The organism is Catellatospora methionotrophica, from assembly GCF_011297335.1.
Classification (GTDB): domain Bacteria; phylum Actinomycetota; class Actinomycetes; order Mycobacteriales; family Micromonosporaceae; genus Catellatospora; species Catellatospora methionotrophica.
Genome location: NZ_JAAOTJ010000002.1, coordinates 377,400 through 391,719 on the forward strand (window position 1 = coordinate 377,400; position 14,320 = coordinate 391,719).

Annotated in this window: 18 protein-coding genes; 7 read left to right on the forward strand and 11 right to left on the reverse strand. The window is 71.4% G+C overall.

Going from position 1 to position 14,320, the window contains the following annotated elements:
* Positions 1 to 12: 12 nt before the first annotated feature.
* Complete coding sequence (locus tag HAV40_RS08940; protein WP_166380399.1) at positions 13 to 570, reverse strand: CGNR zinc finger domain-containing protein; 558 nt, start codon at positions 568 to 570, stop codon at positions 13 to 15.
* 82 nt (positions 571 to 652) lie between these two features.
* Between HAV40_RS08940 and HAV40_RS08945 the strand changes: the two genes are divergently transcribed.
* The 3 genes from HAV40_RS08945 to HAV40_RS08955 all read left to right on the forward strand — a co-directional run bounded on the left by HAV40_RS08945 (position 653) and on the right by HAV40_RS08955 (position 2,926).
* Positions 653 to 997 (forward strand): PadR family transcriptional regulator, encoded by a 345-nt coding sequence (locus tag HAV40_RS08945; protein ID WP_166380400.1) that lies wholly within the window; start codon positions 653 to 655, stop codon positions 995 to 997.
* Positions 998 to 1,000: 3 nt separating this feature from the next.
* The gene (locus HAV40_RS08950; RefSeq protein ID WP_166380401.1) at positions 1,001 to 1,966 is read left to right on the forward strand and encodes a hypothetical protein; all 966 of its coding nucleotides are present in this window, start codon (positions 1,001 to 1,003) and stop codon (positions 1,964 to 1,966) included.
* A 147-nt stretch (positions 1,967 to 2,113) separates the two neighbouring features.
* Positions 2,114 to 2,926, forward strand: a complete 813-nt coding sequence (locus tag HAV40_RS08955) for a hypothetical protein (protein WP_166380402.1) — start codon at positions 2,114 to 2,116, stop codon at positions 2,924 to 2,926.
* A gap of 30 nt (positions 2,927 to 2,956) precedes the next feature.
* On the opposite strand, the gene HAV40_RS08960 is transcribed toward HAV40_RS08955, so the two are convergent.
* From HAV40_RS08960 to HAV40_RS08975, 4 genes are all read right to left on the reverse strand, one after another.
* On the reverse strand, positions 2,957 to 3,484 hold the full coding sequence (locus HAV40_RS08960) for a hypothetical protein (protein ID WP_203670882.1): 528 nt from the start codon (positions 3,482 to 3,484) through the stop codon (positions 2,957 to 2,959).
* Positions 3,485 to 3,608: 124 nt separating this feature from the next.
* On the reverse strand, positions 3,609 to 3,791 hold the full coding sequence (locus tag HAV40_RS08965) for a hypothetical protein (RefSeq protein WP_166380403.1): 183 nt from the start codon (positions 3,789 to 3,791) through the stop codon (positions 3,609 to 3,611).
* Between the two features lie 64 nt (positions 3,792 to 3,855).
* Positions 3,856 to 4,704 (reverse strand): DUF4394 domain-containing protein, encoded by an 849-nt coding sequence (locus HAV40_RS08970; protein WP_166380404.1) that lies wholly within the window; start codon positions 4,702 to 4,704, stop codon positions 3,856 to 3,858.
* 344 nt (positions 4,705 to 5,048) lie between these two features.
* The gene (locus HAV40_RS08975; RefSeq protein ID WP_166380405.1) at positions 5,049 to 5,351 is read right to left on the reverse strand and encodes a MerR family transcriptional regulator; all 303 of its coding nucleotides are present in this window, start codon (positions 5,349 to 5,351) and stop codon (positions 5,049 to 5,051) included.
* A gap of 709 nt (positions 5,352 to 6,060) precedes the next feature.
* On the opposite strand from HAV40_RS08975, the gene HAV40_RS08980 reads away from it, so the two are divergent.
* On the forward strand, positions 6,061 to 6,366 hold the full coding sequence (locus HAV40_RS08980) for an EthD family reductase (RefSeq protein WP_166380406.1): 306 nt from the start codon (positions 6,061 to 6,063) through the stop codon (positions 6,364 to 6,366).
* A gap of 3 nt (positions 6,367 to 6,369) precedes the next feature.
* Here the strand turns inward: HAV40_RS08980 and HAV40_RS08985 are convergent, their stop codons facing one another.
* The gene (locus tag HAV40_RS08985) at positions 6,370 to 7,149 is read right to left on the reverse strand and encodes an anti-sigma factor (protein ID WP_166380407.1); all 780 of its coding nucleotides are present in this window, start codon (positions 7,147 to 7,149) and stop codon (positions 6,370 to 6,372) included.
* Entirely contained in the window at positions 7,106 to 7,702 is a 597-nt protein-coding gene (locus HAV40_RS08990) for an RNA polymerase sigma factor (protein ID WP_166380751.1), read from the reverse strand. Before HAV40_RS08990 ends, HAV40_RS08985 begins: the two co-directional genes overlap by 44 nt.
* Positions 7,703 to 7,935: 233 nt before the next feature.
* Here HAV40_RS08990 and HAV40_RS08995 point away from each other — a divergent pair, with 233 nt between their 5' ends.
* Together HAV40_RS08995 and HAV40_RS09000 are read left to right on the forward strand one after the other, a co-directional pair.
* Positions 7,936 to 8,766, forward strand: coding sequence for a DUF4397 domain-containing protein (locus tag HAV40_RS08995; protein WP_166380408.1), 831 nt, complete (start codon positions 7,936 to 7,938; stop codon positions 8,764 to 8,766).
* A complete protein-coding gene (locus HAV40_RS09000; protein WP_166380409.1) occupies positions 8,763 to 9,443 on the forward strand; it encodes a class F sortase in 681 nt (226 codons plus the stop codon). The genes HAV40_RS08995 and HAV40_RS09000 overlap by 4 nt, the downstream gene beginning before the upstream one ends.
* A 69-nt stretch (positions 9,444 to 9,512) precedes the next feature.
* Here HAV40_RS09000 and HAV40_RS09005 read toward each other — a convergent pair whose 3' ends face one another.
* Together HAV40_RS09005 and ahcY are read right to left on the reverse strand one after the other, a co-directional pair.
* Complete coding sequence (locus HAV40_RS09005; RefSeq protein WP_166380410.1) at positions 9,513 to 9,980, reverse strand: hypothetical protein; 468 nt, start codon at positions 9,978 to 9,980, stop codon at positions 9,513 to 9,515.
* A 139-nt stretch (positions 9,981 to 10,119) separates the two neighbouring features.
* The gene (gene ahcY, locus HAV40_RS09010; protein WP_166380411.1) at positions 10,120 to 11,580 is read right to left on the reverse strand and encodes an adenosylhomocysteinase; all 1,461 of its coding nucleotides are present in this window, start codon (positions 11,578 to 11,580) and stop codon (positions 10,120 to 10,122) included.
* Between the two features lie 377 nt (positions 11,581 to 11,957).
* Between ahcY and HAV40_RS09015 the strand changes: the two genes are divergently transcribed.
* On the forward strand, positions 11,958 to 12,227 hold the full coding sequence (locus HAV40_RS09015; RefSeq protein ID WP_166380412.1) for a GlsB/YeaQ/YmgE family stress response membrane protein: 270 nt from the start codon (positions 11,958 to 11,960) through the stop codon (positions 12,225 to 12,227).
* Positions 12,228 to 12,290: 63 nt separating this feature from the next.
* On the opposite strand, the gene HAV40_RS09020 is transcribed toward HAV40_RS09015, so the two are convergent.
* Both HAV40_RS09020 and HAV40_RS09025 read right to left on the reverse strand, forming a co-directional pair.
* Positions 12,291 to 13,241 (reverse strand): sensor histidine kinase, encoded by a 951-nt coding sequence (locus HAV40_RS09020; RefSeq protein WP_166380413.1) that lies wholly within the window; start codon positions 13,239 to 13,241, stop codon positions 12,291 to 12,293.
* Entirely contained in the window at positions 13,238 to 14,074 is an 837-nt protein-coding gene (locus HAV40_RS09025; protein WP_166380414.1) for an MEDS domain-containing protein, read from the reverse strand. Before HAV40_RS09025 ends, HAV40_RS09020 begins: the two co-directional genes overlap by 4 nt.
* Positions 14,075 to 14,320: the final 246 nt, after the last annotated feature.

Here is a 14,320-nt window from a genome sequence, read left to right on the forward strand (position 1 = left end):
TGAGGCTCGTGGTCAGGACCCGGCCGCGGCCGCCGCGCGTTTGCGAGCGCGGAAGGCCGCGGCCTTCCGTTTGTTGCCGCAGACCCGCATCGAGCACCATCGGCCGCCCCCGGAGCGGGTCGTGTCGTAGAACGCCCACCGGCAGATGTCGCTGGAGCACGCCTTGAGCCGCGACCAGTTGCCGTCGGCCATCGCCTGCACGATGACGGCCAGGAACGCGCCGATCGCATGGTCGACTCCGGTCGACGCGGCGGCCAGCCGGAAGCCGTCGGCGCTGAAGACGGGACGCAGCTGCACCCGGTGCGCCACCTCGCTCAGGTAGGCGGCGGCCTGCTCGGCGGCGGTGGAGGTGACGCCGTCGTGGTTGACGATCAGCAACTGGCGTACGGCCTCGCGCAGCTCGATCACGCGGACCAGATCGGCATCGCCGACCTCCGTAGCGCCGTCGATCAGTTCCAGGTGCCGCAGCCAGGCGGCCAGGTCCCCGGTGTTCGGCAGCGCTTCGACGAGACGCTCCAGGTCGCAGGTGTTCACCAACTCGCGGACCAGCCGCAGCCTGCCCTCTTCCACGTGACGTCACCTCCAAACGCATGATACCGGTTACGGCATCGGCGCGTTGACCTACTGTGCGCGGCTATGTAGTGTAGCCCGCATGGTAGACGGATCTGCCGGACAGGCGCTGAAGCTGGAGCAGGACCTGCGCAAAGGCGTCCTGGTCCTGGCCGTGCTGTCCCAGCTCAGAACCCAGCAGTACGGCTACTCGCTACGGCAGGCGCTCGCCGAGCGCGGCATGCCGATCGAAGAGGGCACCCTCTACCCGCTGCTGCGCCGGCTGGAAAGCCAGGGCCTGCTCGCCTCCCAGTGGCAGGTCGACGACGGGCCACCGCGCCGCTACTACACCCTCAGCGCGCACGGCGCTGAGACCTACCGCGAACTGACCGGGGCCTGGCGGTCGCTGACATCGGTCGTGGACCGCCTAGTAGTTGAGGAAGGCTGAGAGATGGACGACCCGAAGGCCATCATCGAGACGTACGTCAGGGACGTCGTGCGCCACCTCCCGCGCCGCCAGCGCCACGACGTGGGCTTCGAACTCCGGTCGCTGCTGAACGAGGACCTCGACGGGCGAGCCGCCGACAGCGGCCGCCCCGCCGACGCGGCCATGGCACTGGAGCTGCTCACCGCGTTCGGCCGCCCGCAGGAGGTGGCCGACCGCTACCGGCCGGCCGGTTTCACCGTCATCCGCCCCGCCGACGCTCCCCGGTTCGCCTGGATCGCGCTCGGCGGCCTGGTCCTGCAGTGGGCGGTCACCCTGATCGACGCGTTCACCAGCCCGGTCGCCACCGACGAGTGGGTCTACGCCGCGAGCTGGTGGGGGCGGCTGACCACCTGGTGGCTGAGCTGGGGACTGGGTGCGTTCTGGTGGCCGGGCTTCCTGATCACCTTCACCCTGATCAGCGCCGCGCTGGGCCGGCACCGCCGCGAGACCAAGCCCTGGGCGCCCCGGCGCACGATCGACCGCGACCACGTCAACCGGCCCGCGATCGTGCTGGGTCTCGCGTTCGGCGCCGCCGGAGCCACCTTGATGATCGCCCTGCCGTGGCTCGCCGTCTGGGCTCCGGGCCTGCCGCAACCGGTGCTCGACGCGTTCACCTTCGACCCGCGGTTCCTGCGCGAGCGGGCGATATGGGCACTGCCGCTGTGGGCCGCCGGCTTCGCCGTCAACACGATCGTGCTGATCGCCGGGCGCTGGGAACGGCGTACCCGCCTGGCCGGCCTGGCCCTGGGCGTCGGCTGGCTCGTGGTGCTGGTCTGGTGGCTCGTCACGGGCCGGATCTTCGTCGACGAGGCCGCGGACGAGGCAGCCACCTTCGGTCTGCTGCTCGTGCTCGTCTTCGTCATCGTCGACATCGTCGTCACCGCCCGCCGCACCTCGGCCTCGATCCGGCCGCCGATGGTGCGGGCATGACCGCCGCCTGATCCACGCGGGTCGCTGGTCGCGGGACCAGCGACCCGCCCGGCCGCGCGCCGAGGTCGGGTGTCCGACGCAGCGGTGCCGACACGATGCCGCCGACTCACACTGAGTCAGCTATCGATCGACGCGGCAGGAGACATGATGGACAGACTCGCCCGCCCCCGACGGTTCGCGCTGGCCGCAGTGCTGTGCAGCGCCGTCGTGGTCTCGCTGCCACCTTCCCCGGCGTACGCGGCACCGCTGCCCGACGGCACCGTCCAGCGCCCCAAGTCCAGCACCGTGTACGAGCTCGCCGCCGACCGGCCGGCCTGGGCCGCGGTGGCCGTCTACTCCCCGAACAACTGGAACGCCAGCCTGCTGGAGTCAACGGGCGCGTGGCTGGCGTCGAGCACCTATCCGGCGGGCAGGACCGAGTTCATCGCCGTCAACTCGCACCTGCGGGGCGTCGCCGCGTATCGGGCCGAGGCGACCCGGATCACCGGATACAGCCCGTACATGCAGTGGCGGCAGGCCACGGCGAAGATCGTGCTGCCGGTGCCCGCCAACGACGGGGTGAGCGGCCCCGGCGACCCGGATCTGGCCTTCGCCTGGCTCGACAGCCGCGACGTGGTCAACGTCTATGACATGCACCTGAACTACGGGGACATGTTCTGGGTCAACGCGACCCCGGACACCGGCTTCTACTTCCTGCCGAGCAATCCCTACGACCCGGCCACGTTCCTGCGCACCCGCGCCCAGTCCGTCGGCGTCCCGGGGATGCGGGTCGTCGGCAACTGCACGCTCTACCGGGCGGGGTACACCGGCTGGCACGGCGTGCTGGTGGTCTCCGACACCGCGCCGGTGACGACCGTGCCCGCCGGTGGCATCGCACTCGCCCTGCACCGCTACGACCCGGCCCGGCCGGTCACCTGCCCCCAGCGCAACTTCCCGGACCCCACCCCGGCCGGTCCGTGACGGCCCGGTGAGGTCGCCGACACCGGCAGGTCAGCGGCGGACGTCGAGCATCAGCCGTGGCACCCGCCACCGGCCGACCTCGGCCGGCCATCGGGTCGGCGGGTAGGCCAGGCGCACGACGAAGTAGTTGAGGTATTCGACGACCCCGAACAGCCAGGCCCCCACGACGAGAGCCGCGCCGACCCCTCCGCCGGGAAACCAGTGGACGACACCGGCCAGCCCAGCCGCCAGCAGCGCGACGTTCAGCAGCCGCAGCGCCCGGTACAGGACTGCCAATGGTTCGGGCATGGCGGAGCGAGCCACCCAGCGGCGGGCGAGCAGCCAGTAGACGCCCGCCTGGACCAGGATGGCGACCAGCGGGAGGACGGCCGACCACAGCGCCAGCCGGTCGGTGGCGTCAGGCAGGCGCGGGCCGATCGTGGCGGCGCAGAGGAAGACGAAGACACCGGCGGCGGCCAGTTCACCGAGGCCGAGGCTCAGATAGCGGCGGCGCAGGCGAGCGCGCGGCGGCGGGTTCGCCGCACCGGCGGGTCCGGCGGCCGGGTCGGTGTCGTTCATACCGCGGTGATCGCCCGAAGTTCCGCCGGTCAAACCAGTCCGGCCGGTGGCTGGACGAGCCGGCGGCCCGACGGTGTGCGTCGGGCCGCCGGCCGTGGGTGAAACACATGAGGCTGACCGGCGATCAGGCGGGCTCGCGTACGCCCCCTGGATCACCGCCGGGATCCTCCTCACCCGGCATCGGCTCGACCGGCGCGTCGGGCAGCACATCCGGCGTGTCCGGCAGCAGGTCACCGGGATCGTCCGGGACGGGCTCCCGCGGGTCGATCGGTGGGTACAGCTCAGGGTCGAGATCCGGCTGATTCATGAGCCGGTCATCCCCGCCACGGGCCTCGGTGAAACCGCGTCCGAGCGGCATGTCGGCGGGCCGGTCAGGCGAGCTTCACGGCGAGGTCGGTGACCTGCTCGCCGCCGCGGAACGCGCCGAGGTCGCGGGCTGCGCCCGTGAACAGGTTGACGCGGTACAGGTGGTAGGTCCCGCCGACCGACAGGGTGGCGTACCCGCGGGCGCCGACGACCACGCCGTCGGCGACGGGGGAGTAGATGTCGAATCCGGCCTCGGTGGCGGCGTCGACGCCCAGCGCGCCGACGGGCGCGAGCAGGCCCGCGTTGGCCGGCGACTGGATGACCGTCTGGTCCAGCGCGGTGTCGAGGTCGTAGAGGGTGGTGCCGGTGGCGGGGTCGAGGTCGTTGTTGGTGTACGCGGCAGCGGTCACGCCCAGGGCGGGGGTGACCGCCGGCGGGTAGGTGAGGTCGGTGTCGGCGGTGGTGGTGTCGGTGGCCAGGTCGTGGCGCAGGTTCTGGCCGGTGTCGCCGACCACGCGCAGCCGGTCGGCGGCGGGGTTGAAGTCGACGCCGTGCGCGGTGCCGGTCAGGGCGACGGTGAGCTGGCTGACCTTGGTGGCTACGGCGTCGGCGAACGTGTAGACGCCGCCCTGGTCACCCACGCCGTAGAGCAGGCGGTCCTGGATGCGGTAGTCGATGCCGACGATGCGGGTGTCGCCGACCAGGCCCGTGATGGCGCCGATCGGGCGCAGCCGGCGCGGTCCGTCGATCTGGAAGCCCACCAGGCGCTGGTCGGCGGTGAGGCCGACCGCGGCGGGACCGTGGTCCTTGCCGCCACCGGCCACGGTCGGTTCGGCCTGAGCGGCGGCGGGCGCGGCGAGCACGGCTGCCGTGGCGGCGGCGAGCAGCAGCGCGTTCTTGATGCGAAGTTTCATGTCATCCCCGTGGTCGGACGGTCACCCGGGCGGTGGCCGCGTACCGGGCTGATCATGCCGGGCATCGTCACGCAGGTCGTTTGTCCTTGAAGCAGGGAGTTTGTGTGTCGTGACTTGTCACCCGAGAGAGTGACGGCCTGCCGCTGCGGCCTAGCACAGAGGTCGCGATCTGGTCACTGCGGCGCATCTGACGGCCGATCCGGATGAGCTGAGAACCGGGTTCGCCGAAAACGCACCGCCCCGGCCGGATACCTTCTCCGGCCGGGGCGGCGCGTCGGTCGCAGGGCCAGTGGAGGGCGGACCGCGACGGGCGACCAGCGGCACAGTGCCGCGGTCGGGGCAGGTCAGCCTGGTGGGTGCTGCTGGTTCTGGCGTAGGGCCTCTTCGAGCTGGTCTTCGAGGATGATGATCCGGCACGCGGCTTCCAGTGCGGTGCCCTGATCCACCATCTCGCGGGCTCGGGCCGCCAGGCGCAGCTGGTAGCGGGAGTAGCGGCGGTGTCCGCCGGCGGAGCGCAGCGGGTTGATCAGTTTCAGTTCGTCTAGTTTGCGCAGGAAATCCGGCGTGGCGCCGATGATCTCCGCGGCCCGGCCCATCGTGTAGGCGGGGTACTGCTCGTCGCCGAACATGTCGTCGGGTTGGCCCATTGTCACCTTCCAAGTCGAGGGCCCCGGTGCCGAAGCAGCACCGGGGCCCAAGGGTTGTGGGTTATGACACCATCTGCCGACATTGTCGGCTCGTCGTATCCGCGGCGTCCGTCTGCGACGGGGCCGGGTGCGAGGATCGCGTAAGCGTGACCGGAGACCACCTTTCGTTCGATGGGACCTGCGGTGTCCGCAACGGCTGAACTACGCCGACGCGGGCGATCCAACGGTGTGCAGCCCTCCCTTTCCTCAGTTTCCACGTGCCTTGCCGTACTGCGGCTCCGCCGGTGTCAGGACCCCACGCGACTTCCATGGCCCTGCACACGTACGGACGGAGCGCCCTTCAGGTGAAGCCCCGAACAGTGCTTCAGCCTCACCTGTCACCCGGGCCCTTCGTGCCCGGTCCTGCTTCATCGCCCTCTGGAGGGGCGGCTACGTCTGCGTCTTTACTCGTCTCATCTGCTGACTCCAGGAACTTTAGACGCCGCTCCCGAGGATGTCTAGTACCTCGAACCTAGATTTTATGGGCGTGTTCGTAAGTGCTATCTCCGGGATCTGAGCGGGATAAGCTCCGCCGCCCACGCGGGGTGACCGCCGGATTTCGGTATCCTCCGCAGCCGGGACCCCCGTTCCCTACCCTGGCGGTAGGGCCTTCGGCCGTGCGCAGGCCGTGGCTCCAAGCGGCTTGCTGGGCAACTGCAAGGAGAGTGTCGTGCCTACGAAGATCACGTTGATGTTCGACAATCCCGCCAGCCCTGACGACTTCGAGCGCGCCTACGCGGACGCGAAGGCGGCCGCGAAGTCGTTCCCGAAACTCCAGCGACTGGAGTCGGCGAAGGTGTGGCCGAAGGAGGACGGCACCGCCACCCCCGCCTACCGGACACTGGACCTCTACTTCGACAGCTACGACGACGCTTCCGCCGCGGTCGCCACACCCGTCGCCGCCGAGGTCTTCGGCGCCCTGGCCGGGGCGAACGCCACCTTCACCGGCCTGTTCTCCGACGTCGAGCCCAGCTGACCGCTAGGCCAGCAGGCCGCGCAGCAGGCTTTCGCCGGAGTGGGCGGTGTCGTTGTCGAAGTGTTCGGCCGACACGTCGACCAGCCGGTACGCGCCGAGGTCGGTGTTGGCCGGGAGGGTGAACTCGCCGTCGGCGGCGCTGCCCAGGGTGCCGATGGAGAACATGCGCATCGTGTCGGGGTCGATCAGCCACACTTCGTAGTAGCCGTCGATGGTCGGCAGACCGGCCACGTGCAACCGCAGCCGGTGCCCCTGCACGAGGTGGGCCTGCCCGGTGGCGGTCTTCGGGGTGGTGCCGTACGCCGCCAGATCCGCGGCCGCCAGCACCGTCGGCTGCGCCACGACGGCCGGGCGGGTCCACCAGGATCCCACGACCGCCCCGATCACCAGGGCGACGGCGACGGCTGCGGCCGCCACCGACAACCGTGCCATCCCGCGGCGTGCACCCGGCCGGGAAGCACCGGACCTGCCGGGCGGGCGGGCGCTCGCCGACCGTGCCGCCACCGGCGCGACCACGGGCGCGGCAGGCTGCACCGGTGCCGGTGCCGGTGCCGGTGCCGGTGCCGCAACGCCGGTCTGCTGCGCGATCCGGTCCCACAGCTGTGGCGGCGGCGCGGGCAGGTCGCGCACCTGGCTCGACGCGGCGAGCACGATCGACAACTGCTGAAGGTCGCGCAGCTCGCCGCGACACTGCTCGCAGCCGGCGACGTGCTCTGTCGCGGCGGAGGTGTCCGGCTCGTCAAAGGCCAGCTGAATGAGCTGATCCTGAGTCAGGTGCTGCACCGTCCACCTCCCATCGCCGTTTGATCGCGGCCATACCGCGTCGGATGTGGCTTTTGACCGTGCCCAGGGCCACGCCGGTGCGGTCGGCGATCTGCTGGTGGGTCAGGTCCTCGTAGAAGGCCAGTTCGAGCATCGTGCGCTGGTCGTCGGGCAGCCTGGCGAGTTCGTCGGCGACCACCAGCTGGTCGATGACCTGTTCCGCGGATGCGACCGGCGGCGGCTCAGGCTGCTGGGCTATCGCGTCCTCGACCCGGTCGGTGCGCTGGCGCACCCGGACCAGGTCGATGACTTTGCGGCGGGTGATGGTCAGCAGCCAGCCGAGCAGCCCACCGCGGGCCGGGTCGAAGGTCGCCCGGCTCAGCCACGCCGCCACGAACACGGCCTGGGTGATGTCCTCGGCGTCGGCGCGGTTACGCAGCAGCCGTGACGCCAGATGCAGCACCGCCGCGGCATGACGGTCGTAGGTTTCGCGCAGCGCCGACTCGTCACCGCTGGCGAACCGCTCCGCGAGGTCGTCGACGACAACGTCGTCGGTCTGCTCGCGCTGTCGCATCACCAGAGGGGTCGCCTTTCGTGGGCTCGCTGAGACTCTAACCGCCGCACTCACACCGCCTCCTGCTGCCCGCTGCCCAGACGCCTTCGCTGGGCCATACGACCGCGAGGGGCTATGTGGACGCAGCCGGTGACCTATGTCTCGCCGGTGCATCCGGGGGCCGGACGGCGGCCGTAGCCCCCACTGACGGCGCGTTGACGCCGTCAGAGGCAGACACGAATCGAGGACACGTGATGCGCAGTTCGACCATCGTCCGGGTGCTGGCGGCAGGGGCCGCCACGGCAGCGGTCACCGCCACCGCCGGCCTGGCGACCGCGACACCCGCCTACGCCGCGACGTCCAAGGTGTCGGTGGTGCACGGGATCCCGGCGACGCCGGTCGACGTGTACGTCAACGGCAAGGTCACCCTGAAGAACTTCCAGCCCGGTGACGTGGCCGGTCCGCTCGACCTGGCCGAGGGCAAGTACGACATCGACCTGACCAAGCCGGGGGAGGCGATCGACAAGGCGATCCTGTCGGTCGACGGCGCCGCCGTGCCGGGCGGGGCGAACATCAGCATCGTCGCGCACCTCGACGCCGCGGGCACCCCGAAGATCACGCCGTTCGTCAACGACGTCAGCAAGGTCGGCGCGGGCAAGGCCCGCCTGGTCGTACGGCACACCGCCGCCGCGCCCGCGGTCGACGTACGCGCTGGCGGCACGCCGGTGTTCAAGAACCTGACCAACCCCGACGAGGCCAAGGCCGACCTCGGCGCGGGCACCGTCAGCGCCGACGTCGTGCTCGCCGGCACCACCACCGTGGCCATCCCGGCGACCGACCTCAACCTCGCCGAGGGCACCGCCACCATCGTCTACGCCACCGGCTCGGCCGAGGGCAAGACGCTGGGCGTGGTCGCGCAGGTCATCACCGGTCTGCACTCGGCGCCCGGCGGCGTGCCCAGCGGCGACGGCGGCCTGGCCGACGACTCCGGCGTGAGCACCTGGTGGCTGGTCGCCGGGGCCGCCGCGCTGCTGCTGGCCCTCGGCGGCGGGATCCGGCTGGCGACCCGGCGTACCGGCCGATGAGCCTGCACCACCACGGCGTGCCCCGCGAGATTCGCGGGGCACGCCGCTCCCACCTGTCCCGACGTGCTGTCCTGGCCGCATGCGGCGCGGCGCTGCTGGCGGGTTGCGGCGCAGGGGAAGCCGACAGCACGTCGCCGGAGGTCGAGGCGCTGTCCAGCCCCACGCCCAGCCCCGACGTGCCACCGACGCAGGTCCCGGTCCAGCGCGCCGGGCTGCCCACGGCGCAGGCGGTGATCCGCCCGGTCCGGCTGCGCATCCCGGCCATGTCGCTCGACGCGAAGGTCGACGCCGTCGGCATCGACGCCCGAACCGGCGACTTCGCCGTGCCGCCCAGCGTCGACCGGGTGGGCTGGTACCGCCACGGCCCCGGCCTGGAGGCGCGCGCGGGCTCCATCGTCATCGCCGGTCACGTCGACAGCGCGGCGCAGGGGAGAGGAGCGTTCTTCACGCTGCGTACGCTGGCCAAGGGCGACCGGTTGACCCTTACCGACGGTGCCGGGCGCGGGTACGGCTTCCAGGTCGTCGGCGTCGAACAGTTCCGCAAGACCCGGATCCCGCTGGAGCGCTACTTCGCCCGCGACGGCGCACCGCGGATCACCCTGATCACCTGCGGCGGACCGTTCGACGAGTCGACCCGCCACTACCGCGACAACATCGTCGTCACCGCCACCGCCTGACCACGTCCCGAGGGAGGGCGGCCGGTGCCACGGCTCACCGGCCGCAGCAGGAGCCGGGCCGCGTAGTCGTCAGCGCCGCCGGGCCGCGGTCAGGGCGACCACGAACTGGCCACCGCCGGGGTCGATGCTCGCGTCGACAGCCAGGGCCGGGGCGAGCCGGGAGAACCGGTCGACCAGCCAGTGCGCCACCTGCTGGGCATCGGCACGGTCCGCGCACCGGACCACGACCTCCCGGCCGCCCTTGCGGTCCAGCCGCTCGGCGACCGTGATCAGCGGGGCGGGATCCATCAGCACCAGGTCCGACGGCCACGGGATCACCGCGGTAACCGCGCCCTTCTTGGTGTTGCAGCCCCGGTGGGCCAGCCGCTCGCCACCGGCGAAGTCGGCGGCGCCCTTCTTCGCCGACCGTGCGTTCGTGGCCCGGCTGTCGACGCTGGGGCCGCGCGGGTCGTTCACCGAGATGGTCGCGTCGACCGGTTCGTCGCACACCCAGCAGCGCCAGCCGTCCTGGTTCGCGATGTCCTCGAGCTGGCTCATGCCGTGGGCTGCCGATCGTCGAAAGAATGTGTGCCACCCACGCTAACCTGCGCGCCGGTTCAGCGGCCGGGTGGGAGCGCACGCCTGCCCGAACACGCCGAGCCGGGCCGCGTCGCGCGGCCCGGCTCGATGCGGGCGGTCAGTACCGGTAGTGGTCTGGTTTGTACGGCCCCTCGGCGTCGATGCCGAGGTAGTCGGCCTGCCGGTCGGTCAGGGTGGTCAACCGCACCCCGAGCGCGTCGAGGTGCAGCCGGGCGACCTTCTCGTCGAGGTGCTTGGGCAGCACATGGACGCGCCTGTCGTACGCCTCGGGCCTGGTGAACAGCTCGATCTGCGCGATGACCTGGTTGGTGAACGAGGTCGACATCACGAAGCTCGGGTGGCCGGTGGCGTTGCCGAGGTTGAACAGGCGGCCCTCGGACAGCACGATGACCGCGTGGCCGTCCGGGAACCGCCACTCGTGGACCTGCGGCTTGATCTCCACCCGGACGATGCCGGGGATGCGGCCCAGGCCCGCCATGTCGATCTCGTCGTCGAAGTGCCCGACGTTGCCGACGATGGCGTTGTGCTTCATACCGGCCATCTGCTCGGCCGTGATGATGTCGGTGCCCCCGGTCGTGGTGATGAAGATGTCCCCCGTGGCGACGACGTCGTCCAGCCGGACCACCTGCAGGCCCTCCATCGCCGCCTGCAGCGCGCAGATCGGGTCGATCTCGGTGACGACGACGCGGGCGCCCTGGCCGCGCAGCGCCTCGACCGCGCCCTTGCCCACGTCGCCGTAGCCGCAGACGACGGCGAGCTTGCCGCCCATCATGACGTCGGTGGCCCGGTTGAGGCCGTCGGCCAGGGAGTGCCTGATGCCGTACTTGTTGTCGAACTTGGACTTGGTCACCGCGTCGTTGACGTTGATCGCCGGGAACAGCAGCCGTCCCTCGCGGGCCAGCCGGTACAGGCGCGTGACGCCGATGGTGGTCTCCTCGGTGACGCCGCGCAGCTGCGCCACGATCCGCGTGAACCGCTTGCTGTCGGCGTCCAGGCCCGCTCGCAGTGTCTGCAGCAGCAGCCGGTGCTCGGGGTGGTCGCCGTCGGCAGGCGCGGGGACCGCGCCTGCGGCCTCGTACTCGGCACCCAGGTGGACGAGCTGGGTGACGTCGCCTCCGTCGTCGACGATCATGTTCGGGCCCCGGCTGTCACCGAAGTCGAACAGCTGCGTCGTACACCACCAGTAGTCCTCCAGCGTCTCGCCCTTCCACGCGAAGACCGGGACACCGGCGGGCCGGTCGACCGTGCCGGTGGGGCCGACGACCGCCGCGGCGGCGGCCTCGTCCTGCGTCGAGAAGATGTTGCAGGACACCCAGCGGACCTCGGCGCCGAGCGCGACCAGGGTCTCGATGAGCACCGCGGTCTGGATCGTCATGTGCAGCGAACCCGCGATGCGCGCGCCGCGCAGCGGCTGGGCGGCCGCGAACTCCCGGCGGACGGCCATCAGGCCGGGCATCTCGTGTTCGGCCAGCCGCATCTGGTGACGGCCGGCCCGCGCCAGCGACAGGTCCGCGACGGCGAAGTCGAGACCGTTGCGGTGCTGCAGTCTCTTGTTCATGGTTCCTCCCTCAGGAACGGTGCGATGGTCGGTCCCGAGCGAAGGTGGTCTACGCCGCCCGTGGCGAAAGCCCGTGGCGTACAGCAGAAAGGGCACCTCCGCATGCGGAGGCGCCCTTGGGGAGAAGCCGTGGCCGAGCGTGGCAGGCCGCAGCCCGTGGGGCTGTCAGTCCGTCGCAGCGCCTCTCGACCTCGACCGCGCACAGGTGCGCGCGGCGACTATACCAAGACACCGTGGTGCCTCGGCGGTCCTGCCGACCCGGTCGGTGATGGTCGCTGACCTGCCGCGTGCCCAGAGGTGAGAACGGGTTCGTTTATCGCCGCCCTTCGTGGGGCAGTCGGTCGGTGAAGAATTCCTGAGCGTGAAGGAGAACGGACATGACCGTCGCCGGCATCATCTCGGCCATCATCGTGGGTCTGGTCATCGGTGCGCTGGGACGCCTGGTCGTTCCCGGACGCCAGAGCCTGCCCATCTGGCTGACCATCCTCGTCGGCATCGTCGCGGCGCTGATCGGCACCGCCATCGCCCAGGCGGTGGGTGTGGCCGTCACCGACGGCATCGACTGGATCGAGCTCGTCTTCCAGATCGGCCTGGCCGCGCTGGGCGTCGCGCTGATCGCCGGTGTGCGGGGCCGCTCGGCGGTCTGACCACCGATCGACTTCTCGGCCCGCGGCGACCTCGCCGCGGGCCGAACCGCGTCAGGTGCCCGGTCAGGCACCCGGCGAGTCGGCCACCAGCCGGACGGTGAACCCTTCGGGGCCGCGCCACATCGACACGTACGAACACGTCTGATGCGCCAGCCACAGGCCGTAGCCGCCGGGCCCGGCGCCGGGCATCAGCCCGACGGTGAGATCAGCCGGGCCGGGTCCACGGTCGGTGACCGTGACGATGATCCGGCCCCGGTCCGCCCAGGCCTGCAGCCGCAGTGGGCCGCGGCCGTACACCAGCGCGTTGGTGACCACCTCGCTGGTGCTGACCAGCAACCCGTTGAGGTCGTCAGCGGCCAGTCCCGCCACCGCCTGCAGCGCCGCGACGGCCTGCCGGGAACGTCCCGGTGAAGGATCGATCACGTCGACCAGCGCCGGTCGCGCCTGCAGCGGCTCCGCGACGGGAGTGAGCGCGCTGGCCAGGAACTCGTGCGGGTCCTGGAACGCGGAGCTGGGCTCGCGTCCCGAGGGGGTCACCACGTGGGTGTGGGTCCGCCGGGCGTGGTCGAGGACCTCCGGCGGTGCGGTGCGGGTGTCATAGGGGCACAGCGCGTACATCGGGAAGTCGTCGTAGACCCGGTTGGCGGCCGCCTCGTAGCGTGCCCACCACTCCCACGCCACGCCCACACCGGGATGGGGCACGTCCCCGGCGACGCGGATCTGGGTCGCGCCGTCGGCGACGTAACCGGCCATCATCTGCCGGTGCCGCTGGATCGCCACCGCCGGGCGCAGGTAGTGGCCCTGGCCGTCGATCAGCAGGACGCTGCTGGCGGGCCCGAGCGCGTCGCGCAGCAGCCGGAGCTTCGGCTCGCCGAACACCGACACGGTCGGCTCCCCGGCGGCGACGCCCTCCTGCAGGAACGGCAGGACGACGTCGAGGAACTGCTCGTCGGAGTCGTAGAAGGCGGTGTCGTGGACGATGCCGGCCTGCCCTGCGGCCGCACCCGACCTCATGACATCACCAGCCGCACGTCGGGCAGCGCCAACAGCTCGGCGACCAGGCGCACCGGGCTGCGTTCCGCGACGTGCAGCACCGTGGTGGCGCCTCGGGCGCGCACCTGGTCGACCAGCTGGAACAGGCCCCGGTGATCGAGGAACGTCAGGTCCCGGGCGTCGATGGTGACCGCGCCGTCCACGGGGGTCAGGTCGACGCGCCGCAGGACGTCGTGCAGCAGCCGACGGCCGGCCAGGTCGACCTCGCCGGCCAGGACGGCGGTCACCTCGGGCTGCGCGGAGGGAAACATGCGCAGCGGGGTGGATCCCGGGGTGGCCAGGGGATGCATGCTGGCCAGCTCTGCCACGGCCGCGGCGCTGAGTTCACCCGCGTGGTAGCCGCACATCGCGGAGAACGGCCGACGGATCATGAGAGCGTCGGCGTGGTGCTCGTAGCGGGTGAAAGCGTCCAGCTGGGCGGGGGTGCGCGCCAGCGGCGTCACCTGCGCGGCCACCCGAAGACCCGTGAAACCTGCGGCCAGGGCCTGGTCGGTGGCCCGTTCGTACTCCGCGACCTGCGCTGCGGCGTCGACGGGACGCAGGGGCTCATAGATGCCCAGGTCCTGCACGAGCGCGGCACCGCTCATCCGGGCGGCCGCGAAGCCCGCCACGTGGTCGAGTTCGGTGGCGGACGCGCCTTCGGCCAGGTAGATCACCTGCTGGCCCGCGGCGACGCCGTCGGTGAGGAACCGGCCGGCCGCCTGCCGAAACTGCTCCAGGGTGTGGAAGACCCAGCAGATGTGGTCGTGCTGGCCGAGACCGTCGACCGCGTCGACGAAACCGGTCCGGCGCATGAGCCAAGCTAACACGAGCCCGGCCCACGTCACTGCGGGCAGGCTGGTCGAGCGCCGCGAAGTGGCGGCAGGCTGCGGCCAGTGCGGCGATTCGGATCAGACGGCAGCCGGGATGGCGAGCGCCGTCATTTCTCCATCTATCGGGTGACATCGCCCATCCGAGCCGCACAGGTCGGCCGAATGACTGTCCGAGCGTCCCGATCACGGGACGGGCGGGAACGGTGGGGGCGCTTCCTCCGGCACCCC